The following is a 21,589-nucleotide window of genomic DNA, read 5'->3' on the forward strand; positions in this document are numbered from 1 at the left end:
CGCGGCGCCCCCTTCTCGATCCGGTGGGAATTCGGTGAACCGCGGATTTTAGCCGCTTGCGGCCGTGCGTTCCAATTCCGCCGGTTTGACGCGGAACCAGGCCGCGTACAAAGCGGGCAGCGCCAGCAAGGTGAGCGCGGTGGCAACGATCAGTCCACCCATGATCGCGACCGCCATCGGCCCCCAGAACACGCTGCGCGACAGGGGGATCATGGCCAGCACCGCGGCCGCGGCAGTCAGGATGATCGGCCGAAAGCGCCGGACCGCAGCCTCCACGATGGCGTCCCAGGTAGGCACGCCACGTGCGCGATCCTGTTCGATCTGATCGATCAGGATCACCGAGTTGCGCATGATCATGCCCATCAGCGCGATCACGCCCAACAGGGCCACGAACCCGAACGGCCTGTCGAGCACCAAGAGCGCGGCGGCAACACCCGCGATGCCCAGGGGGCCCGTGAGGAACACCAGCACCGCACGGCTGAAGCTTTGCAGTTGCAGCATCAGCAAGGTGAACATGATGAACAACATGAGCGGCGCGCCGGCTGCGATCGAGCCCTGACCCTTGCTGCTCTCTTCGACCGCGCCGGCCACTTCGACGCGGTAGCCCTGAGGCATCTTGGCGCGAAGCGGGCCGAACAGCGGATCAAGCTGAGCCGTGACGGTGGCGCCTTGCAGGCCATCGACCACATCGCCTTGCACGGTTGCCGCGTAGTCACGGTTCTCGCGCCAGAGCACGCCGGGCTCCCACACGAAGCTCCCCTTGGCGATCTGCCCCAGCGGGATGCTCCGGCCAGTGGTCGTTGGCACATAGGCGTTGGCAAGGTCGGTGAGAGCGTTGCGCTCTTCGAGCGGCTGGCGCAGCACGATGTCGATCAGCTTGTCGCCGTCGCGGTACTGCCCGATCGGCGTGCCGCTGTTCAGGGTGCGCGAGGCTTGCGCGATGGCCTGGCTCGACACACCCAGCGCTCGGGCCTTGTTCTGGTCGACCTCCAGGCGCAGCACCTTGATCGACTCGTTCCAGTTGTCGTTCACGCCGCGCATGTTGGGGTTGGCACGCATGATGGCCTTCACCTCGTCGGCATATACGCGCACCTTGGCCGGATCGGGGCCGACGACGCGGAACTGCACCGGGTACGGCACCGGCGGCCCGTTCGGCAACAGCTTGGGCCGCGCGCGCACCTCCGGGAACTCGGTGGCCAGCAGCGCGGGCAGCTCGCGCCGCAGGCGCTCGCGCGCACGCAGGTCCTTGGGCAGCAACACGATCTGGCTCACGTTGCTCTGCGGGAAGATCTGATCAATCACGAGTGCGAACCGGGGCACGCCGCTGCCCACCCAGGTCGTCACGTGGTTCACGCCATCGAGCGTCATCAGCCTGGCCTCGACACGCCTGGTGACGGCTTCGTTGGCGCTGTACGAGGTGCCCTCGGGGTACCAGAGGTCGATCAGCACCTCCAGGCGATTCGAGTCGGGGAAGAACTGGTTCTGCACCTTGCCCATGCCCACGAAGCCGAGCAGGAGCGTGCCGATGGTGAGTGCAATCGTGATCCAGCGGTGCGCGACGCACCAGTTGACCAGCCGCCTGAAGCGCGCATAGAACGGCGTGTCGAAAAGCTCATGCGGCTGGCCTTCGGCATGCGGCCTCGTCTTGAGCAGCAAGGTGCCGAGGTATGGCACGAAGTACACCGACACCAGCCAAGAAATCAACAGCGCAGCCGCGGTGACGGCAAAGATGGCGAAGGTGTACTCGCCCACCATCGACCTGGCCATGCCGATCGGCAAGAAGCCGACTGCGGTGATCAAGGTGCCGGTGAGCATGGGCATGGCGGTCGCCTCGTACGCAAAGGTCGCCGCCCGCGCCTTGTCGTAGCCTTCTTCCAGCTTTCGAACCATCATCTCGACGGCAATGATCGCGTCGTCCACCAACAGGCCCAGAGCAATGATCAGCGAGCCAAGCGAGATCTTGTGCAGGCCCACGCCCCAGTAGTACATGGTGACGAAGGTGATGGCGAGCACGAGCGGAATGGTGATCCCCACCACCAGGCCCGGGCGCCAATCGAGTCGCAGTGGCTTGAAGTGGAGGCCGAGGCTGACAAAGCTCACCGCCAGCACGATCACCACGGCCTCGATCAGCACGCCGACGAACTCGTTGACGGAACGAGCCACCACGGTCGATTGGTCCTGGAACTGGTGGAGTTCGATGCCCGCCGGCAGGTCGTCGCGAATGGCCGCTGTCGCCTTCTTCAGAGCCTTGCCCATCTCGATGATGTCGCCGCCCTTGGCCATCGAGATGCCCAGCGCAATCACCTCGTGGCCTTGATGGCGTACCTTCACCTGCGGCGGGTCCACGTAGGCTCGTTTCACCTGCGCAATGTCACTCAGCTTGAAGGTCGCGCCATTGGCGCGTATCGCGAAGTTCTCGAGCTGCTCTACCGAGTTGAACTGCCCGCCCACGCGCACTTGGACATAGTCGGTCGGCGAGTTGATGACACCGGCGGACTCCACCGCGTTCTGCTGCCCTAGCTGCGCCAGCACCGCGTTGAAGTCCAGGCCGAGCTGTGCGAGTCGCCTCTGGGAGATCTCGACGAAGATCTTCTCGTCTTGCGCGCCAAAGACCTCAACCTTGTTGACATCCTTCACCTTCAGCAGGCGCTGACGCACCTGGTCGGCATGGTCCTTGAGTTCGTCGTAGGTGAAGCCATCGCTCGACAGCGCGTAGATGGACCCGTACACGTCCCCGAACTCGTCGTTGAACAATGGCCCCAACACCCCGCTGGGCAAAGTGCTGCGCACGTCGCCGATCTTCTTTCGCACCGTGTACCAGGTCTGTTGGACTTCCTTGGGCGGCGTGGAATCCTTCAACTGGAAGATGATCAGCGCCTCGCCCGGCTTGGAGTAACTGCGGATCTTGTCGGCGTAGGGCACCTCTTGAAGCGTCTTCTCCAACTTGTCGGTGACCTGTTCGGCCATCTGCTGCGCTGTCGCGCCCGGCCAGTAGGCTCGCACAACCATCGCGCGGAAGGTGAATGGCGGATCCTCGTCCTGGCCCAGCTGGAAGTAGGCCGCCAGCCCCAGCAGGAGCAGCACGACGAGCAGGTAGCGCGTCAGGGCCGGATGCTCCAGCGCCCAACGCGAGATGTTGAAACGGTGTGCGGCGATTTCCGCTGGTGCTGAAGAGCTCACTGGCTGATCGCTCATTTACTTCACCGTCACCGGCGTGGCTACCGAAGCACCCAGTCCTGAAGGCACTGCGGGGTCGACATAGAACTTGACCTTCTGGCCCGGGCTCAGCACGTGCACGCCAGCCGTCACGACGATCTGGCCTGGCGCGACACCGCCGGCGATCACCGCGTCGTTGCCGTCCGCGCCGGTAATCTGCACGGGCACCGAGGAGACCGTCATGGTCGATTTGTCCACCAGCCACACGCTCGTGCGGCCTTGATCCTCTCGCAGGGCTGAGAGCGGCAACTTGGTCACACCCGCGGTGCGAGGCAGTTGCACCACGACGGTCGCGGTCTGGCCCAGCCGCACCGTGCTGGAGGTGGCCGTGGGCAAATCGGCCTTGACGGTGAAGGTGCGCGTGACAGGATCGGCTGCCGCCGCGATCTCACGGATGTGCGCCGGAGCGAGCTCCGTGCTGCCCCACATGCGCACAGCCACCGGGAGGTGCGCTGCAGACAGCGACTTGATTCGGCCGACCTGATCTTCGGACACGTTGAAGACCACATCGCGGGGGCCGTCGTGCGCTAGCCGGACGATGGGCATGCCCCCCGAGACCACCATGCCGGGTTCGGCTTCGACCACAGTGATCACGCCGCTCACGTCCGCCACCAGGGCCGCATAGCCCGCCTGGTTGCCTTGCACGGCGAACTGCGCCCGGGCTTGGTCGAACTGCGCCTGCGCTGACTTCACCGCGGTTTCACGCCGCTCCAGGTCAGCCGAGCTGATGAAACCCTGGTCACGCAACTCCTTGAAACGCTTGAAGTCCGCCGCGTTCTGTTCAAGCGTCACGCGTGCAGCGACCAGCGTCGCGTTTGCAGCCTCCTGCCCGAGCCTCAGGTCTTGCGGGTCGAGTTGTGCGATCAGCTGGCCGGCCTTGACTGCATCGCCCACGTTCACCAATCGCTTCACCACCTTGCCGCCAACCCGAAACCCCAACCGGGATTCGGTTCGCGGGCGGACTTCGGCGGCATATTCGTACGCCGCGCCCGCACTCTCCGTGGCAACCACCACGGTACGCACGGCGCGTATGGGCACAGGTGGCGTTTCGGCTTTCGTGCAGGCTGCCAGGGCGGCAGCGGCCGTCAGCACGAGGGGCAAAGCAAGGCGCATGGATCTTCTCCGGACCGCAGGTTGAACGGGTTGATTGTCATTTGCAACTGACTGACCGGTCAGTACTCTATGCGGGTGATCCCGCACTGTCAAACGCGAAATGCGTGCCGAATCCACGTCACGGAGCGCTACAGGAGACGCGGCGACAATGTGCGCTGCCCATGAGCGTCGATCACTACGAAAACTTCCCCGTTGCCTCGGTGTTGTGCCCTCCGGCGCTGCGCCCTGCGGTGTCCGCGATTTACTGGTTCGCACGCACGGCCGACGATATCGCCGACGAGGGCGACGCACCCGCAGCCCAGCGCCTGGCAGATCTCTCGGACTACAGGGCTGAACTGCGCGCCGTGGCTTCCGGTGCCACGCCTGCGGTCCGGTGGATGCAGGTGTTCCAGCCATTGCGTACGGCGCTGAGCCAGTACGCCCTGCCCGTGCCGCTGCTCGAAGACCTGCTCGACGCCTTCGAGCAAGACGTCCGCCAACACAGCTACGCGGATCGCGGCGACCTCCTCGCCTACTGCCGCCGCTCCGCCAACCCGATCGGCCGGCTGCTCTTGCACCTGTACGGCGTGGGCGACAGCACCGCACTTCGCCAGTCAGACGACATCTGCAGCGCGCTGCAGCTCATCAACTTCTGGCAGGACCTGAGCATCGACACGGCGCGCGGCCGCGCCTATGCCCCGCAAGCGGACCTCGATCGCCACGGCGTGCCGCTGGCCGCCCTGCTCGGGCGGCAAGAATCTGTGCAGTCACGGGCTCTGGTCGCCGACCTCGTGAGCTGGGCCAAGGACATGATGCGAACCGGAGCGCCGCTGGTACACGCCCTGACCGGCCGAGCCGGCTGGGAACTGCGATTGGTGGTCCAAGGCGGGGTGCGCATCATCGAGAAAATCGAGCAGATGAACTACCGAACCCTCGTCGAGCGCCCGCGTCTGCGCTGGTACGACGCGCCCCTTCTCATCTGGCGCGCCTGGCGCATGCGGCCTGCGGCCCCGTCTTCACTGAGCGAGGCCCGCCCGTGACCACGACACCCGAGCAGTATGTGCAGGAGAAGGCCGCCAAGAGCGGATCGAGCTTCTATTACGCGTTCTTGTTCCTGCCCCCGGCGCGTCGTGCCGCGATCACGGCGTTCTACGCCTACTGCCGCGAGGTGGATGACGTGGTCGACGAGGTCATGGACCCGAGCGTCGCCGCGACCAAGCTCGCCTGGTGGCGCAAGGAGGTCGTCGCCTCATTCGCCGGGCAGCCCACCCACCCGGTGATGAAGGCACTGATGCCGCACACCAAGGCATTCGACATCCGCGCCGAACACCTGCTGGCCGTGGCCGAGGGGTGCCAGATGGACCTCGACCAGGCTCGGTACCTCGACTTCGCCGGGCTTGCCCGCTACTGCCACCTGGTGGCCGGCGTGGTCGGCGAGGTAGCGTCGGGCATCTTCGGCCGCACGGAAGCTGCCACCGTGCAGTACGCGCACAAGCTGGGGCTGGCCATGCAGCTGACGAACATCATCCGCGACGTGGGTGACGACGCGCGGCGTGGTCGCATCTACCTGCCGGTCTCCGAGCTCCAGCGCTTCGACGTGAAGGCGCAGGAGATCCTCAACCGCGGCTACAGCGATCGCTTCACCGCCCTCATGCGCTTTCAGGCGGAGCGCGCACATCGCTGCTACGACGAAGCCTTCGCGCTGTTGCCCGCAACTGACCGACGCAGCCAGAAGCCGGGCCTGATGATGGCCAACATCTACCGCACGTTGTTGCGCGAGATCGAGGCCGACAATTTCCAGGTGCTGCACCAGCGCACCTCGCTCACCCCCTTGCGCAAGCTCTGGATCGCGGCGCGCACCAACTGGCAGGGCCGCTGATGCCATCGGGCAAGCGCGTGGCCGTCATCGGGGGCGGCTGGGCCGGCTTGGCCGCCGCCGTCGAAGCCACTCGCCGCGGGCACCACGTCATCGTGTATGAGATGGCCCCGCAGTTGGGCGGCCGCGCTCGCGCGGTTGATTTCGGCAACGCCGTGCTCGACAACGGCCAGCACATCCTGATCGGCGCGTACACGCAGACGCTGGCGCTGATGCGGCTTGTCGGCGTGGACACCGATTCCGCATTGATGCGAACGCCGCTGCGCATCACCTACCCCGATGGCGCCGGGCTGCAACTGGAAAGTGGTTCGCCCGTCGTGTCCTTCGTGCGAGCAGTGCTGCGCTATCCCGGCTGGCGCTCGCGCGACAAACTCGCCCTGCTGGCCGCAGCCACTCGTTGGACCGTGCAGGGCTATCGCTGCGATGCGGCCCTCACGGTCGCGCAACTCACTTCGGGCATGCCGCCCGTCGTCCGCCACGAGTTGATCGACCCGTTGTGCGTGGCGGCGCTCAACACACCCGCGCCGCAGGCCAGCGCAGCCGTGTTCCTGCGCGTGCTCAAGGATGCTCTCTTCTCAGGCCCCGGTTCGGCCGACCTGCTCCTGCCCCGCCAGCGCCTGAGTGCGCTATGGCCCCTGCCGGCCGCACGCTGGCTGCAGGCACACGGCGCGACGATCCTGCTTTCGACGCGTGTGGAGCAGATAGAACGAATGGCGAGCGGGTGGCGCGTCAACCACGCTGCCGTCGACGCCGTGATCCTGGCCTGCACCGCTCACGAAGCCGCCCGTCTGACGGCCGCCATCGCTCCAGACTGGTCGCGAGAGGCGGCCGCCTTGAACTACGAGCCGATCATCACCGTGTACGCGCATGGCGCGAACGCTCGATTGCCACAGGCCATGATGGCGCTGCACAGCGACGACGCCTCGCCCGCGCAGTTCGCCTTCGACCTGGGCCAGATTGCCGGGCTTGATGGCGTGATCGCCCTGGTCGTGAGCGGCGCTGCGCCCTGGGTGACGCGAGGGATGGATGCCACTGCGGCGGCCGCCCTCGCACAAGCGAATGCCGCGTTCGGTGGTCGGTCGACCGAGCCGCTGACGCTCTTGCGCGGCACCACAGAGAAGCGCGCCACGTTCCTGTGTACGCCGCAGTTGCGGCGCCCCTCGGCTCAGGTGCTGCCACACCTCGTGGCCGCGGCCGACTACGTGGCCGGTCCTTACCCAGCCACGCTTGAAGGGGCCATGCGCTCCGGGCTGGCCGCGGCGGCATCTATCGGTTGAACGGCTCGGAAGAGTAAACCGCGAAGTGCCGTTTCGCGATGCAAAATCAAGCGAAACTGCGTCAGAATGGCCCCATGAAAAGCAAAGAGGACCAAAAGCCCGCCATCCAGGTACTCGAGCGCATGTTCTCGCTGCTGGATCTGCTGGCCTCGCACCAGGACCCCGTGTCGCTCAAGCTCATCAGCGAGCAAACGGGCCTGCACCCCTCCACCGCACACCGCATCCTGAACGACCTCACCGTCGGCCGCTACGTTGATCGCCCGGAGGCCGGAAGCTACCGCCTCGGAATGCGGCTCTTGGAGCTGGGCAATCTCGTGAAGGCGCGCCTCGACGTGCGCGACGCGGCGCTCGGGCCGATGCGGGAGTTGCACAAGCTGACCCACCAGCCCGTCAACTTGTCGATGCGCCAGGGCGATGAGATCGTCTACATCGAGCGCACCTACAGCGAACGCTCCGGCATGCAGGTCGTGCGCGCCGTCGGCGGGCGTGCGCCATTGCACCTCACCTCGGTCGGCAAGCTGTTCCTCGCCCACGACGACCCGCAACGCGTGCGCGCGTATGCCACGCGCACCGGCCTGGCCGGTCACACGCGCAACAGCATCACCGAGGTCGGAGCACTGGAGCGCGAACTCTCAAAGGTGCTCCAGTACGGCACCGCGCGCGACGACGAAGAACTCGAACTAGGCGTGCGCTGCATGGCGGCAGGCATCCTTGACGACCAGGGCAAGCTGGTAGCGGGTCTGTCAATCTCCGCCCCCGCTGATCGGCTCGAAGACGCGTGGCTCGAGCGCCTCAAGGCGACGGCCTCTCAGATCTCCGCAGCGCTCGGTCACCGCGGCTGATAGATCCTCAGACCACCAAAGCAAACAGCCCGGCAGTGCCGGGCTGTTTGCTTTGGTGGCCGGTTCTCGATCAGGAGGTGAGCTTGGGCAGCTCGCGCACGCTGGCCTCCGCGGGCACTGCAGGCGCCGCCTCCGGCATCGGAGCCGCGACAGGAACAACCGCTGGGTGGGAAGAAGCCTTGGTCGCAGCCGGCGTCGTCGTACCCACCACGGGCAGTTCGCTCACCCAACGGCGAACGCGCTCGGCGTCGCCGATCCGCGAATACTTGCCGGCCGAGTCGAGGAAAACCATGATGAGCTGACGCCCAGCCAACTTGGCCTGCATCACAAGGCACCGGCCAGCTTCACTGATGTAGCCGGTCTTCTGCAAGCTGATGTCCCACATGGGGTTGCTCACCAGGCCATTCGTGTTGCGGTACTGCAGGTGGCGACGCCCCACAGCGACCTGGTACTCGGTCGAAGTCGACAGCTCGCGGATGAGAGGATAGTTGTGCGCCACGCTAACCAGCGTCGCCAGATCGCGCGCGCTGGACTGATTGCGGCTCGACAGCCCCGTCGGCTCGACATAGCTGGTACTCGACATCCCGAGCTCGACCGTCTTGCGGTTCATCGCCGCGACGAACGCATTCAGCCCACCCGGATAGTGACGGCCGAGCGCATGGGCAGCACGGTTCTCGGAAGACATCAGCGCCAGGTGCAGCATCTCGCCCCGAGTCAGCTGCGTGCCGACGACGAGCCGCGACGAGCTTCCCTTCTCGGTGTCAACGTCGTCTGCGGAGACGGTGAGCACTTCATCCAGCGGAAGGTTGGCTTCGATGACGACAAGGGCCGTCATTAGCTTGGTCAGCGACGCAATCGGAAGCACCGCCTGCGAGTTCTTGCTGAACAAGACTTCATTGGTCTCTTGATCGACCACGAGCGCAACACTGGACTTCAGATCGAGCGGATCGGACGTGCCGTGCAGGCCATTGATCTGGCCGAACGAAGGACGCGCCGGCTCGGCACGAACGACACGAGCCGAGCGGGTTCGCACGCTGGCGCGCTTGCTGCTGCGAACGGTGACCGCTTTGACCTTGGGCTTGGACGCCGACGACTGCGACACCGCGCTCACGCGCTTCTTGGTCGATTTTTCGGCAGCGCCGACGGAGAGAGGCAGACAGGCGGCAATCGCCAGCGCAATCAGGGCGCGCAATAGAAACGATGCCGACTTTTGTGTAGATACCACCACAAGACCCCTTTACATCCGGTCAACCCAGTGTAGGTGAAAGAAAAAAACCACGCAAGATCAAAAACTTGCGTGGTTTTCCTCAAGTCCGGCAATGGCCTTGTCAGGTCTGTGACAAAGATCACCCTTGGGCGGCCACCCGCTCGTTCTTGCTATGCAGCTTGTTCAACGCAGCGAGATAGGCCTTGGCAGACGCCACCACGATGTCTGGATCTGCGCCCACGCCATTGACGACTCGGCCACCATGTTGCAGCCGGACCGTCACCTCGCCCTGGGATTCTGTGCTTCCGGAGGTGATGGCATTGACCGAATAGAGCAGCATTTCAGCGCCAGACTGGAGCTTCGCCTCGATCGCCTTGAGGCTTGCATCGACGGGCCCGTTTCCGTCGCTCTCTGAGTGATGCTCTACCGATCCCGCTGCGAACGCGACCTTGGCGTGCGGCCGTTCGCCCATCTCGGATTGCTGCGACAGCGCGAGCAAGCGATAGAACTCCGATTCAGCCGTCACGGATTCATCCATCACCAACGCCAGGATGTCTTCGTCAAAGATATCGCTCTTGCGGTCAGCCAGCTCCTTGAACTTGGCAAATGCGGTGTTGATTTCCGCCTCCGACTGCATCTCGATGCCCAGGTCTTGCAGGCGCTGCTTGAACGCGTTGCGCCCCGAGAGCTTGCCCAGCACGATCTTGTTGGCCGTCCAGCCCACATCCTCGGCGCGCATGATCTCGTAGGTATCGCGCGCCTTGAGAACGCCGTCCTGATGGATGCCCGACGCGTGCGCAAAGGCATTGGCACCAACCACCGCCTTGTTGGGCTGCACCACGAAGCCCGTGGTTTGTGAAACAAGCCGCGAGGCGGCCACGATCTGCGAAGTGTCGATGTCGAGCGAGAGCCCGAAGTAGTCCTTTCGCGTACGTACGGCCATCACGATCTCTTCGAGCGCGCAGTTGCCGGCGCGCTCGCCAAGGCCGTTGATCGTGCATTCGATCTGCCTCGCCCCACCGATCTTCACGCCCGCCAGCGAGTTGGCGACGGCCATCCCCAGGTCGTTGTGGCAGTGAACAGACCAGACGGCCTTCTCCGAATTCGGAATGCGTTGGCGCAGGTCGAGGATGAAGTTCCCGTAGAGCTCCGGGATCGCGTAGCCCACGGTGTCGGGGATGTTGATGGTGGTGGCCCCCTCGGCAATCACGGCTTCGAGCACGCGGCAAAGGAAGTCGGGATCAGAACGGTAGCCGTCTTCTGGCGAGAACTCCACATCGCCAGACAGGTTGCGCGCAAATCGGGTGGAGAGTCTGGCCTGCTCGAACACCTGGTCGGGTGTCATGCGCAGCTTCTTCTCCATGTGCAACGCGCTGGTCGCGAGGAACAGGTGGATTCGGGTGGAGTTGCCATCCTTGAGCGCCTCGGCTGCACGCGAGATGTCGCGGTCGTTGGCGCGGGCGAGCGAACAAACCGTGCTGTCCTTGATGGCCTGCGCAATCGCGCGCACCGCTTCGAAATCACCATTGGAAGACGCGGCAAAACCTGCCTCGATCACGTCGACCTTCAGTCGCTCCAGTTGGCGCGCAATGCGCAGCTTCTCGTCCTTGGTCATCGAGGCACCCGGCGACTGCTCGCCATCGCGCAAGGTGGTGTCGAAGATGATGAGCTTGTCGGTCATGGGTGGACTCCTCAGTAGGCTGTTCGAACTGTTGTCTGCAATGTTAGGCGAGCGCAGGCTGCGGGAAATGCAATCGGCCCTGCCGCCGTGCACGCTGCAGGCCGGAGGTGATGGCTTTCAGTGACGCCGAGACGATGTTCGAATCGATGCCCACGCCGAAGAGGGTGAGGCCGTCGCCGATGCGCAGCTCGAGGTAGGCCACCGCCTTCGCATCGGCGCCGCTGCCAATGGAATGCTCGTGGTAGTCAAGCACACGGACCTTGCTGGCGAGCTGGCGGTTCACACCTTCGACGAAGGCCTCGATCGGCCCGGTGCCCTGCCCTTCGACATGCATGCCGTGGCCGTCGACATGCACACTCGTCGAGAGCTTCACCTGCCCGCCTGCCAGCGGCGTGATGCTTGCATGCACGATCTGCGCATCCCACGCGCCAGTCGCGCTGTACTCGCGTTGGAAGATGCTCCAGAGCTCGGCGGCGGTTTGCTCCTTGCCGGTGTCGTCCATCACGGCTTGCACGACCTGGCTGAACTCGATCTGCAGACGGCGCGGCAGCTCGAGGCCGTACTCATTCTCCAGCAGGTACGCGATGCCACCCTTGCCGGACTGGCTGTTGACGCGGATCACCGCGTCGTAGCTGCGGCCGAGATCCTTCGGGTCGATGGGCAGGTAGGGCATGTTCCAGACGTCGCCCTCCTTTCTTGCAGAGAAGGCCTTCTTGATCGCGTCCTGGTGCGAACCCGAGAACGATGTGTAGACCAGGTCGCCAACGTAGGGATGGCGCGGGTGCACGGGCAGCTGGTTGCAGTGCTCAACGCAGCGGCGCACTTCGTCGATGTCCGAGAAATCGAGCATCGGCGACACACCTTGCGTGTAGAGATTGAGCGCGACGTTCACGATGTCGAGGTTGCCGGTGCGCTCGCCATTGCCGAAGAGGCAACCTTCCAGGCGATCGGCACCGGCCATCAAGGCCAGCTCACCGGTGGCGGTGCCGGTGCCGCGGTCGTTATGCGGGTGCACCGAGAGCACGATGCTGTCGCGGCGTGCCAGATGCCGGTGCATCCACTCGACCATGTCGGCAAAGATGTTCGGCGTCGAGCGCTCGATGGTGGTGGGCAGGTTGATGATGCACTTGCGCTCGGGTGTGGGCTGCCACACGGCAGTCACCGCATCGACGATGCGACGGGAGAATTCGAGCTCGGTGTCGGAGAACGTCTCGGGCGAATACTCGAAGCGCCACTCGGTCTCGGGTTGTTCGGACGCGAGCTGGCTCATGAGGCGGGCATGCTCCACCGCGAGGGCGACCACACCATCCTGATCAAGACCCAATACGACATCACGCATCACGGGCGCGGTGGCGTTGTAGAGGTGGACGATCGCACGCTTGGCGCCTTTCAACGACTCGAAGGTTCGGCGAATCAGGGGCTCTCGTGCCTGGGTCAGGACCTGGATCGTCACGTCGTCTGGCACCAAATCTTGCTCGATGAGCGTGCGCAGGAAATCGAACTCCGTCTGCGAGGCCGAAGGGAATCCGACCTCGATCTCCTTGAAGCCCACGCGCAGCAGCATCTCGAACATGCAAAGCTTGCGCGAAATGTCCATGGGCTCGATCAGCGCCTGGTTGCCATCGCGCAGGTCAGTGCTGAGCCAGACGGGGGCCTGCGTCAGCACGGCGTCGGGCCAGGTGCGATCGCGCAAGGCAATGGGAGCGAACGGGCGGTACTTCTGCTGTGGTTGCTTCAACATGATCATCCCTGAGAGAGTTGAACGGCAACCAGCAAACCAAAATGCGAAACGGCCCGATGCTGGTTGCAAACGGGCCGTTGGGAGCGAAAACGATGGACGTGAACGATCAGCGGGCCCGGGGCACCTCTAGTAGGGCTAGCGCGAAAGCGGTCGAAAACGTCATGGCGGCGAATATAGCACGCTGAATATCAGCGGTGCAGCCCTTCTTCATCCGGCTCGTCGGTCGAGGTCGCGATCACGCTGACCGGCCTGCCCTTGACCCGCTTCCAGACGTACACGGCGTACCCCGACAGACCGTAGAAGCAGAACAGGCCGAACAACACCGAAGGGGCATGGATGTTGATCACCGCAATGCCCAATGCGATGGCCACGATGACGATGAATGGAACGGTGCGCTTGAAGCTCACGTCCTTGAAGCTGTAGAACGGCACGTTGGTCACCATCGTCAGGCCGGCGTACATCGCAAACGCGAACGCGGTCCAGCGCAGCCACTCGCCCTCGTTGGCCACTTTGAATCCCAAGTCGTCCATCAACCAGATGAAACCCATCACGAGCGCTGCCGCTGCGGGGCTGGGCAAGCCCTGGAAGAAGCGCTTGTCAACCACTGCGAGGTTCGTGTTGAAGCGGGCGAGTCGCAAGGCGGCACAAGAGCAATAGACAAAAGCCGCGATCCAACCCAGTTTGCCAAGGCCCTTGAGCGCCCACTCGTAGATGATCAGCGCCGGCGCCGCGCCGAAGGAGACCATGTCGGACAGGCTGTCCATCTGCTCGCCAAACGTGCTCTGCGTGTTCGTCATACGTGCCACGCGGCCATCGAGGCTGTCGAGCACCATCGCGCAGAAGATGCCGATGGCCGATTGCTCGAAGCGCCCGTTCATCGCCATCACGATCGCGTAAAAGCCCCCGAACAAGGCTGCAAGCGTGAAGAGGTTCGGCAGGATGTAGATGCCCTTGCGCCGCGGGCGCGCAGGCGCATCATCTCCGTCGGCAACGGGTTGGACGCCATCGTGCATGTCATTCATGTGCCAAACGTTGATCGGGTGCTTGCAAGCGGCGAAGGATACCGCAGCGCGAAACAAAAACGCCGCAAGGGAAGCCCTTGCGGCGAGTCCTGGATGACAGGCCAATGTCGATCAGTTCTTGCTCTGGTCGACCAGGCGATTCTTCTTGATCCAAGGCATCATCGCGCGAAGCTGCTCACCGACCTGTTCGATCGGGTGCTCGGCCGTCAGGCGACGGCGCGACAACAGCGTGGGAGCACCGGCCTTGTTCTCGAGGATGAAGCTCTTCGCGTATTCGCCGGTCTGGATGTCCTTCAGGCACTGGCGCATTGCGTTCTTGGTGTCTTCGGTCACCACGCGCGGGCCGGTGACGTACTCACCGTACTCGGCGTTGTTGGAGATCGAGTAGTTCATGTTCGCAATGCCGCCTTCGTAGATCAGGTCGACGATCAGCTTGAGTTCGTGCAGGCATTCGAAGTAGGCCATCTCGGGCGCATAGCCGGCTTCGGTCAGCGTCTCGAAACCTGCCTTGATGAGTTCGACAGCGCCACCGCACAGCACAGCCTGCTCACCGAAAAGGTCAGTTTCCGTTTCTTCGCGGAAATTGGTCTCGATGATGCCGGCCTTGCCGCCGCCATTGGCCGCAGCGTAGCTCAGCGCCAGGTCGCGCGCCTTGCCGGTCTTGTCGGCGTGAACGGCGATCAGGTGAGGAACACCGCCACCTTGGCTGTAGGTCGAACGAACCGTGTGGCCCGGCGCCTTGGGGGCAACCATCCAGACGTCAAGGTCGCCACGAGGAATCACCTGCCCGTAGTGCACGTTGAAACCGTGAGCGAACGCGAGCGAGGCGCCTTGCTTGATGTGCGGTTCGACGTCGTTCTTGTAGACCGATGCGATCTGCTCGTCGGGCAGCAACAACATGACGATGTCTGCCGACTTCACAGCCTCGGCGATCTCGGCGACCTTCAGGCCAGCCTTCTCGACCTTGCTCCAAGAGGCACCGCCCTTGCGTAGACCGACCGTGACCTTCACGCCGCTGTCGTTCAGGTTCTGGGCATGAGCGTGGCCTTGCGAGCCATAGCCAATGATCGTGACGTTCTTGCCCTTGACCAGGCTCAGGTCGGCGTCCTTGTCGTAGTAAACCTTCATCTCTATCTCCTTCGGATCAGTTCAATGCGGGGTTTCGGGGGGTCACTTACGCGCGCAAGATGCGCTCGCCGCGACCGATCCCGCTGGTGCCGGTGCGTACGGTTTCCAGAATGGCGGTGCGATCGATGGCTTCGATGAAGGCATCGAGCTTCGAGGCATCGCCGGTCAATTCAATGGTGTAGCTTTTTTCGGTAACGTCGATCACGCGGCCACGGAAGATGTCGGCCATGCGCTTCATCTCCTCGCGCTCCTTGCCAACGGCGCGCACCTTGATCAGCATGAGCTCGCGCTCGGTGTAGCTGCCCTCGGTCAGATCGACGACCTTCACGACTTCGATGAGTCGGTTCAGGTGCTTGGTGATCTGTTCGATCACCTCGTCGGAACCCGAGGTCACGATCGTCATGCGCGAAAGAGACGGATCCTCGGTGGGCGCTACTGTGAGGCTTTCAATGTTGTAGCCGCGGGCAGAAAACAGCGCAACGACGCGAGACAAGGCGCCGGGCTCGTTCTCGAGCAGCAGGGCAATGATGTGTTTCATATCGGTTGATGCGCGCTCTTCAGAACGTTGGCGGTAACCAACGCCCCTTGGCGGCGCTCTCCAGAATCAAGGTTTAGAAAATTCGCTGAAGCAGATCGGGGCTTCTCCGCCGGGTTCGGGTGCGCGCGGTAACGCGCACGCTTGCCAGCGGTTCAGCACGTCACAAGTCTTCAGAACCCAGCAGCATTTCACTGATGCCCTTGCCCGCCTGCACCATCGGCCAGACGTTCTCGGTCGGGTCGGTGCGGATATCGAGGAACACGGTCCGGTCCTTGAGCTTGATGGCTTCGCGCAAAGCGGGTTCGACATCGGAAGGCTTCTCGACCAGCAAGCCGACATGGCCATACGCCTCGGCGAGCTTCACGAAGTCGGGCAGTGCGTCCATGTAGCTGTGCGAGTAGCGGCCTTCGTAGTCGAGCTCTTGCCACTGCCGCACCATGCCCAGGTAGCGGTTGTTGAGCGACACGACCTTCACCGGCGTCTTGTATTGCAAACAGGTCGAAAGCTCCTGAATGCACATCTGGATCGAGCCCTCGCCGGTCACGCAGAATACGTCGGAGTCCGGCTTGGCGAGCTTGATGCCCATGGCGTACGGCAGGCCCACGCCCATCGTGCCCAGGCCGCCGGAGTTGATCCAGCGGCGCGGCTCCTCGAAGCGGAAGAACTGCGCAGCCCACATCTGGTGCTGGCCGACATCCGACGTGATGTAGGTGTCGCGGTTGCGCGTCAGCTCGCACAGCGTCTCGACCACGTACTGCGGCTTGATGACTTCTGCGCTGTTCTTGTACTTGAGGCACTCGCGCTTGCGCCATTCGTTGACCTGGCCCCACCAAGCCGACAGAGCCTGGACATCGGGCTTGGCTTGCGATTCCTTGATCTGGGCGATCAGCTCCTGCAAGACATCCTTCACGTCACCCACGATCGGAATGTCGACCTTCACGCGCTTGGAGATCGAAGACGGGTCGATGTCGATGTGGATGATCTTGCGTTCGACCGAGGCGAAATGCTTGGGATTGCCGATGACCCGGTCATCGAAGCGAGCACCGACGGCAAGCAGGACGTCGCAGTTCTGCATTGTCATGTTGGCTTCGTACGTGCCGTGCATGCCGAGCATGCCGAGGAACTTGGGATCGCTGGCCGGAATGGCACCGAGCCCCATCAGCGTGTTGGTGCACGGATAGCCGAGCAGGTCGGCCAGTTCACGCAACTCAGCTGAGGCGTTGCCCAGAACCACGCCGCCGCCTGTGTAGATGTACGGGCGCTTGGCCGAGAGCAGCAACTGAACGGCCTTGCGGATCTGCCCACCATGGCCCTTGCGCGCCGGGTTGTACGAGCGCATCTCGACGGTGGCCGGGTAATGAAACGGCGTCGTCTTGAGGGACACGTCCTTCGGGACGTCCACCACCACCGGCCCGGGCCGGCCAGTGCGCGCGATGTGAAAAGCCTTCTTCAGCGTCAGCGCGAGGTCCCGCACATCCTTCACGAGGAAGTTGTGCTTGACGATGGGGCGGGTGATGCCCACGGTGTCGCACTCCTGGAATGCATCCAGCCCGATCGCGGGCGTTGGAACCTGCCCGGTGATGATCACCATCGGGATCGAGTCCATGTAGGCCGTGGCGATGCCCGTGATGGCGTTGGTGACCCCGGGGCCCGAGGTGACAAGCGCCACGCCGACGTCACCAGTCGCGCGGGCATAGCCGTCAGCAGCGTGTACCGCCGCCTGTTCGTGGCGGACGAGCACGTGCTCGATGCTGTTTTGCTTGTAGAGCGCGTCGTAGATATAGAGGACCGCGCCACCTGGGTAGCCCCAGAGGTACTTGACGCCTTCGGCCTGAAGGCAGCGGACCAGGATTTCCGAGCCGTTGGGCTCGGCGGAGGAGGAGTTTTGCGGCTGCGCCGTGGCGGCGCGCTTGATGTCCGCGGCAGACATGTCCATGTTGAACCTTTGTGAATTTCTCTAACGAAAAACCATTGGTGCACCTCTCCTCGCCCTCGTGAGGCGGGTGTGGTACCTGCTGGGTCAAGAAACAGGGCACCCAGGTCGGGCAGCCGAATTCAGACCAAATGATAGGAATCGAGCATTATAGGGTGCATAGCTGCGTGCGTGCGTTCTGCTCCGTGCGACACCAGCCGCGGTGCGATAATCAAGGCTGTTTTTGACCGGCTTGCCGCGGCAGGCACACCCTCTTGGCGTCTGACAAAGAGCTCTCCGAGTTTCTGAAAAGCATAGAGAAGCGCGCTTTCAAGCGTGTGGCCTACGCTGTGCGAGACGAAGATGCTGCGCTGGACATCGTCCAGGATTCGATGATCCGCCTGGCCGAGAAGTATGGCGACCGGCCTGCCGCCGAGTTGCCCCTCATTTTCCAGCGAATCCTGTCCAACGCGACCATGGACTGGTTTCGACGGCAGAAAGTCCGTCATGCGGTGGTCAGGAATTTCTCCGACTTCGACCGAGTGGATGACGACGGCGACTTCGATCTCCTCGAAACGCTGGAGACTCAGAATGAGTCAAGCGCCACAGAAAGTGCCGCCGAATCGGTCTCCCGGGCTCAGATTCTGCTAACCATCGATGCCGAAGTGGCGCGGTTGCCCACTCGTCAACGGGAAGCGTTTCTATTGCGTTACTGGGAGGAACTCGATGTCGCCGAAACCGCTGCTGTCATGGGTTGCTCGGAGGGAAGCGTCAAGACCCATTGCTCGCGCGCAGTGCACGCCTTGTCCGACGCCCTGAAGGCAAAGGGAATTGAGCTATGACCACCTACCAACCTCGAAACTACGCCCCAGCCGAACTGGACGCCCAGGAGGCGCGCCTCGCCTTTCGGCTGACCGCGGCGCTCACCGAGCGCACGGCCAGCCTGCCGGCCGACGTCAGCGAGCGCCTGCGCTTCGCCCGCGAGCAGGCGCTTTCTCGCGCCCGCGCGGCGCGATCCACCACAGCGGCCGAGGTGGACGTGATCGTGTCCAACGGGCGCTCACTCTCGATAGGCCGGGGTTCGAGCGGCAAGCCGGGTTGGTGGATGCAACTGGCTGCGCTTGTGCCTCTCGTAGCTCTGGCTGCGGGCCTAATCCTGATCCAAGGGCTGCACGACAGCGACCAGATCGCGGCCGCCGCGGAGATCGATGCGTCGCTGCTGGCTGACGACCTTCCGCCTGCTGCCTACAGCGATCCAGGGTTCCTGGAGTTCTTGAAGACCCCCCAAGATTGACCGGCCCCTCCATGCCTGACCCCGTGGTCGCGCCTTCCTTCCGACGTAGATCGACATTGCACCTGCTGGCCTGCGGCAGCTTCGTGCTTGCCGGGGGGTGCGCCTTCCCCGCCATGGCTCAGGCGCAGCCGGCCGCGGTGAGCCAGACGGCGAAGCCCGTACCCGATGCTTCCTGGAACACGCTCACCCCCGCCCAGAAAAACGCGCTTCGGCCGTTGGAGCGCGAATGGGGGAGCATCGACGCCGAACGCCGCAGCAAGTGGCTCGATATCGCCAAGCGATTCCCCAACATGCCACCTGACGAGCGGGCCCGCATCCAGAATCGCATGGAGGACTGGGCCAGGCTTTCTCCGCCTGAGCGCGGCCAGGCACGCATGAATTTCAAAGAGGCGCAGCAGGTGCCGGCCCAGGAGCGCAAGAGCCGATGGGAGGCGTACCAAGCCCTGCCGCCAGACCAGCGCGAGGCGCTGGCCCAACGCAAGCAACACGGTGTGCAACGGCCCTCCAATGCAGATGGCACGAAGTCCAACCTCGTACCGAACCCGTCCTTCGCGCCCCGCCCCAAGGCGGTCGCACCCACGGTCTCGCAAGCAAGGCCAGGTGCAACCACGAACCTGCTCACCAATCGACCCAACCCTCCTCCGCACCAACAGACCGGCCTGCCCAAGATCGCGGCTTCGCCGGGCTTCGTCGACCAGTCGACGCTGCTTCCGAAGCGGGGCCCGCAGGGCGCCGCCGCGCGCTCGGCAACCGAGCCTGCACAGCAAGCGCCCTCCTCTCGCAAATGACGGGCGCCGCGTACACGCCCGCCGCCCTCGCGGAGGTGCCCAGCTTGCGACGCCGCTTGGCGAGCTTCACGTATGAAGGGCTCATCCTCTTCGGCATGTTGTTGATTCCGGGGGCGTTGGGCGCGGTACTCGTGGCCATCACCGGCGAGCAGCACTCACGCCAGAGCGACCTGATCCTCGGGGTGTTCAGCTTTCTGCTCTACGGTGCTTACTTCACTTGGTTCTGGTGGAAGCGGGGTCAGACACTGCCGATGCAAACATGGCACATCAAGTTGGTGGCGGCGGATGGTCACTCGATCGGCGCCGGCCGCGCCATCGCTCGCTACATCGCCAGCTGGCTCTGGTTCGGGCCGGCGCTACTCGTGGCCACGGCCAATGGGTGGAACATGCATGACCAACCTCGCCTGATGGTGGGTTGCCTGGTCGTTGGCGTCGCCGCCTATGCACTGATCAGTCGTTGGCTGCCAAACCACCAGTTCCCGCACGACCTGATCTGCGGTACTCGCCTGATCACCGAGAAGGTGCAACCCCGCCACCGCCCGTAGGCTTTCAAATGCCCAGGGCACAATCGCCGCCCATGAGCAATCCATACAAGGGGCGCACGGGCCTGGACCGCATCCGCCGCGCCACGGGCTATTCGTTCGACGGGCTGAAGACAGCGTATCGGGGTGAAAGCGCGTTTCGCCAGGAAGTCTGGCTCGCGGTATTCATGATCCCGGCAGCCTTCTGGATCGGTACCAACTGGGTCGAGGTGGGCATGCTGATCGGCGCGGTGCTGCTGGTCATGATTGTCGAGTTGCTCAACTCGGGCATCGAAGCCGCCATCGACCGCGTGTCGTTCGAGCTGCACGACCTCTCCAAGCGCGCCAAGGACCTGGCCAGTGCCGCCGTGTTCCTCTCCCTGGTCTTGTGCGGCGGACTGTGGGGTGCAGCGCTATGGAATCGATTCCTGTGAGCCGACTCACCCTGTGCGTGTACTGCGGCTCGCGCCTTGGCGCACAGCCTGAGTTCCAAGCCGCCGCGAGCCGCGTTGGCGCGCTGATCGGTGAGATGGGGTGGCAATTGGTCTACGGCGGCGGCAACGCCGGCCTGATGGGCACCGTGGCCAACGCGGCCCTCGCGGCTGGCGCGCGCGTCGTGGGCGTGATCCCGAGCACCTTGATGGAACGCGAACACGGCCACAAGGGCTTGGCCGAGTTGCATGTCGTCGAGACCATGCACCAGCGCAAGCAAATGATGGCCGAGCGCGCAGAAGCCTTCCTCGCCCTGCCCGGCGGCATCGGCACCTTCGAAGAACTGTTCGAGGTCTGGACTTGGCGCCAACTCGGCTACCACGACAAACCCCTGGGCCTTCTCAATGCCGGTGGGTACTACGACGGCCTGCTGGCGTTCATGGACAAGGCGACTGTCGATGGCTTCGTGCAACCGGCGCAGCGCGATCTGCTGCTGACTGGGAGCGACCCCGCCGAGCTGCTGCACCGCCTTGGGGAACAAGCATGTCGGGCCTCTGCACCCGACGACTACGGCCGGATCTGACGCGTTCCGCAGCAATCAACAAGAAGGCCCGCGTCGAGCGGGCCTTTGTCTTGGATCGATCGAGGCCGCTTCAGACGGCAGCCTCGTCGGTCTCACCGGTACGGATACGAACCACCTGCTCGACAGCCGTCACGAAGATCTTGCCGTCGCCGATCTTGCCCGTCTTGGCCGCCTTTACTACCGCCTCGATGCAGCGCTCGACGTCGCTGTCCTTTACGACGACCTCGACCTTCACCTTGGGCAGGAAGTCGACCACGTACTCGGCACCGCGGTAGAGCTCGGTGTGGCCCTTCTGGCGCCCGAAACCCTTGACCTCGGTGACGGTGAGGCCCGTCACGCCCACATCCGCCAGCGCCTCGCGCACCTCTTCGAGTTTGAACGGCTTCACGATTGCGGTGATCTGCTTCATGGCGGGTCTCCAGGGGCGAATGAGATGAAC

General features: G+C 63.8%; 20 protein-coding genes. 10 read left to right on the forward strand and 10 right to left on the reverse strand.

Annotated features, from left to right (window positions below; all coding sequences use genetic code 11):
- Positions 1-48 precede the first annotated feature (48 nt).
- The gene (locus AC1KAR_RS01235) at positions 49-3,195 is read right to left on the reverse strand and encodes an efflux RND transporter permease subunit (protein WP_480313912.1); all 3,147 of its coding nucleotides are present in this window, start codon (positions 3,193-3,195) and stop codon (positions 49-51) included.
- On the reverse strand, positions 3,196-4,329 hold the full coding sequence (locus AC1KAR_RS01240) for an efflux RND transporter periplasmic adaptor subunit (RefSeq protein WP_480313914.1): 1,134 nt from the start codon (positions 4,327-4,329) through the stop codon (positions 3,196-3,198). It lies immediately after the preceding gene.
- Positions 4,330-4,490: 161 nt separating this feature from the next.
- On the opposite strand from AC1KAR_RS01240, the gene hpnC reads away from it, so the two are divergent.
- The 4 genes from hpnC (at position 4,491) to AC1KAR_RS01260 (ending at position 8,303) form a co-directional block, all read left to right on the forward strand.
- Positions 4,491-5,348 carry a squalene synthase HpnC gene (gene hpnC, locus AC1KAR_RS01245; protein WP_480313916.1) on the forward strand — a complete coding sequence of 286 codons (858 nt, stop codon included), beginning with the start codon at positions 4,491-4,493 and terminating at the stop codon, positions 5,346-5,348.
- Positions 5,345-6,187 (forward strand): presqualene diphosphate synthase HpnD, encoded by an 843-nt coding sequence (gene hpnD / locus AC1KAR_RS01250; RefSeq protein WP_480313918.1) that lies wholly within the window; start codon positions 5,345-5,347, stop codon positions 6,185-6,187. Before hpnC ends, hpnD begins: the two co-directional genes overlap by 4 nt.
- Positions 6,187-7,461: a hydroxysqualene dehydroxylase HpnE gene (gene hpnE / locus AC1KAR_RS01255; protein WP_480313920.1), complete on the forward strand. Its 1,275-nt coding sequence runs from the start codon at positions 6,187-6,189 to the stop codon at positions 7,459-7,461. Before hpnD ends, hpnE begins: the two co-directional genes overlap by 1 nt.
- Positions 7,462-7,535: 74 nt before the next feature.
- Positions 7,536-8,303 carry an IclR family transcriptional regulator gene (locus AC1KAR_RS01260; protein WP_480313922.1) on the forward strand — a complete coding sequence of 256 codons (768 nt, stop codon included), beginning with the start codon at positions 7,536-7,538 and terminating at the stop codon, positions 8,301-8,303.
- Positions 8,304-8,373: 70 nt separating this feature from the next.
- Here AC1KAR_RS01260 and pbpG read toward each other — a convergent pair whose 3' ends face one another.
- The 7 genes from pbpG to AC1KAR_RS01295 all read right to left on the reverse strand — a co-directional run bounded on the left by pbpG (position 8,374) and on the right by AC1KAR_RS01295 (position 17,556).
- Entirely contained in the window at positions 8,374-9,495 is a 1,122-nt protein-coding gene (gene pbpG, locus AC1KAR_RS01265; RefSeq protein ID WP_480313923.1) for a D-alanyl-D-alanine endopeptidase, read from the reverse strand.
- Between the two features lie 154 nt (positions 9,496-9,649).
- Complete coding sequence (locus AC1KAR_RS01270) at positions 9,650-11,191, reverse strand: 2-isopropylmalate synthase (protein WP_480313925.1); 1,542 nt, start codon at positions 11,189-11,191, stop codon at positions 9,650-9,652.
- Between the two features lie 43 nt (positions 11,192-11,234).
- Positions 11,235-12,932 carry a 2-isopropylmalate synthase gene (gene leuA / locus AC1KAR_RS01275; RefSeq protein ID WP_480313927.1) on the reverse strand — a complete coding sequence of 566 codons (1,698 nt, stop codon included), beginning with the start codon at positions 12,930-12,932 and terminating at the stop codon, positions 11,235-11,237.
- Positions 12,933-13,120: 188 nt separating this feature from the next.
- Entirely contained in the window at positions 13,121-13,945 is an 825-nt protein-coding gene (pssA, locus tag AC1KAR_RS01280) for a CDP-diacylglycerol--serine O-phosphatidyltransferase (protein ID WP_480317711.1), read from the reverse strand.
- Positions 13,946-14,065: 120 nt separating this feature from the next.
- Positions 14,066-15,082, reverse strand: coding sequence for a ketol-acid reductoisomerase (gene ilvC / locus AC1KAR_RS01285; protein ID WP_480313929.1), 1,017 nt, complete (start codon positions 15,080-15,082; stop codon positions 14,066-14,068).
- 46 nt (positions 15,083-15,128) lie between these two features.
- Entirely contained in the window at positions 15,129-15,620 is a 492-nt protein-coding gene (gene ilvN, locus AC1KAR_RS01290; protein ID WP_480313931.1) for an acetolactate synthase small subunit, read from the reverse strand.
- A 160-nt stretch (positions 15,621-15,780) separates the two neighbouring features.
- A complete protein-coding gene (locus tag AC1KAR_RS01295; protein ID WP_480313933.1) occupies positions 15,781-17,556 on the reverse strand; it encodes an acetolactate synthase 3 catalytic subunit in 1,776 nt (591 codons plus the stop codon).
- Between the two features lie 251 nt (positions 17,557-17,807).
- On the opposite strand from AC1KAR_RS01295, the gene AC1KAR_RS01300 reads away from it, so the two are divergent.
- The 6 genes from AC1KAR_RS01300 to AC1KAR_RS01325 are packed head-to-tail and all read left to right on the forward strand — an operon-like array spanning position 17,808 to position 21,150.
- On the forward strand, positions 17,808-18,374 hold the full coding sequence (locus tag AC1KAR_RS01300) for an RNA polymerase sigma factor (protein WP_480313935.1): 567 nt from the start codon (positions 17,808-17,810) through the stop codon (positions 18,372-18,374).
- On the forward strand, positions 18,371-18,826 hold the full coding sequence (locus AC1KAR_RS01305) for a DUF3619 family protein (protein WP_480313936.1): 456 nt from the start codon (positions 18,371-18,373) through the stop codon (positions 18,824-18,826). Before AC1KAR_RS01300 ends, AC1KAR_RS01305 begins: the two co-directional genes overlap by 4 nt.
- An 11-nt stretch (positions 18,827-18,837) precedes the next feature.
- Positions 18,838-19,614, forward strand: a complete 777-nt coding sequence (locus AC1KAR_RS01310; protein WP_480313937.1) for a DUF3106 domain-containing protein — start codon at positions 18,838-18,840, stop codon at positions 19,612-19,614.
- Positions 19,615-19,658: 44 nt separating this feature from the next.
- Complete coding sequence (locus tag AC1KAR_RS01315) at positions 19,659-20,159, forward strand: RDD family protein (protein WP_480313939.1); 501 nt, start codon at positions 19,659-19,661, stop codon at positions 20,157-20,159.
- 32 nt (positions 20,160-20,191) lie between these two features.
- Positions 20,192-20,569: a diacylglycerol kinase gene (locus tag AC1KAR_RS01320; RefSeq protein WP_480313941.1), complete on the forward strand. Its 378-nt coding sequence runs from the start codon at positions 20,192-20,194 to the stop codon at positions 20,567-20,569.
- The gene (locus AC1KAR_RS01325) at positions 20,551-21,150 is read left to right on the forward strand and encodes an LOG family protein (protein ID WP_480313943.1); all 600 of its coding nucleotides are present in this window, start codon (positions 20,551-20,553) and stop codon (positions 21,148-21,150) included. The genes AC1KAR_RS01320 and AC1KAR_RS01325 overlap by 19 nt, the downstream gene beginning before the upstream one ends.
- Before the next feature lie 70 nt (positions 21,151-21,220).
- Here AC1KAR_RS01325 and AC1KAR_RS01330 read toward each other — a convergent pair whose 3' ends face one another.
- Positions 21,221-21,559, reverse strand: a complete 339-nt coding sequence (locus tag AC1KAR_RS01330; protein WP_480313945.1) for a P-II family nitrogen regulator — start codon at positions 21,557-21,559, stop codon at positions 21,221-21,223.
- Positions 21,560-21,589 lie beyond the last annotated feature (30 nt).

Source organism: Piscinibacter sp. PDB1-1, from assembly GCF_056675995.1.

Bases quoted from the DNA above. Each gene is read 5' to 3' on its own strand.
- AC1KAR_RS01235 (WP_480313912.1), bottom strand. From the start codon at position 3,195: ATGAGCGATCAGCCAGTGAGCTCTTCAGCACCAGCGGAAATCGCCGCA.
- AC1KAR_RS01240 (WP_480313914.1), bottom strand. From the start codon at position 4,329: ATGCGCCTTGCTTTGCCCCTCGTGCTGACGGCCGCTGCCGCCCTGGCA.
- hpnC (WP_480313916.1), top strand. From the start codon at position 4,491: ATGAGCGTCGATCACTACGAAAACTTCCCCGTTGCCTCGGTGTTGTGC.
- hpnE (WP_480313920.1), top strand. From the start codon at position 6,187: ATGCCATCGGGCAAGCGCGTGGCCGTCATCGGGGGCGGCTGGGCCGGC.
- AC1KAR_RS01260 (WP_480313922.1), top strand. From the start codon at position 7,536: ATGAAAAGCAAAGAGGACCAAAAGCCCGCCATCCAGGTACTCGAGCGC.
- AC1KAR_RS01270 (WP_480313925.1), bottom strand. From the start codon at position 11,191: ATGACCGACAAGCTCATCATCTTCGACACCACCTTGCGCGATGGCGAG.
- leuA (WP_480313927.1), bottom strand. From the start codon at position 12,932: ATGTTGAAGCAACCACAGCAGAAGTACCGCCCGTTCGCTCCCATTGCC.
- pssA (WP_480317711.1), bottom strand. From the start codon at position 13,945: ATGCACGATGGCGTCCAACCCGTTGCCGACGGAGATGATGCGCCTGCG.
- ilvC (WP_480313929.1), bottom strand. From the start codon at position 15,082: ATGAAGGTTTACTACGACAAGGACGCCGACCTGAGCCTGGTCAAGGGC.
- ilvN (WP_480313931.1), bottom strand. From the start codon at position 15,620: ATGAAACACATCATTGCCCTGCTGCTCGAGAACGAGCCCGGCGCCTTG.
- AC1KAR_RS01295 (WP_480313933.1), bottom strand. From the start codon at position 17,556: ATGGACATGTCTGCCGCGGACATCAAGCGCGCCGCCACGGCGCAGCCG.
- AC1KAR_RS01305 (WP_480313936.1), top strand. From the start codon at position 18,371: ATGACCACCTACCAACCTCGAAACTACGCCCCAGCCGAACTGGACGCC.
- AC1KAR_RS01310 (WP_480313937.1), top strand. From the start codon at position 18,838: ATGCCTGACCCCGTGGTCGCGCCTTCCTTCCGACGTAGATCGACATTG.
- AC1KAR_RS01320 (WP_480313941.1), top strand. From the start codon at position 20,192: ATGAGCAATCCATACAAGGGGCGCACGGGCCTGGACCGCATCCGCCGC.
- AC1KAR_RS01325 (WP_480313943.1), top strand. From the start codon at position 20,551: ATGGAATCGATTCCTGTGAGCCGACTCACCCTGTGCGTGTACTGCGGC.
- AC1KAR_RS01330 (WP_480313945.1), bottom strand. From the start codon at position 21,559: ATGAAGCAGATCACCGCAATCGTGAAGCCGTTCAAACTCGAAGAGGTG.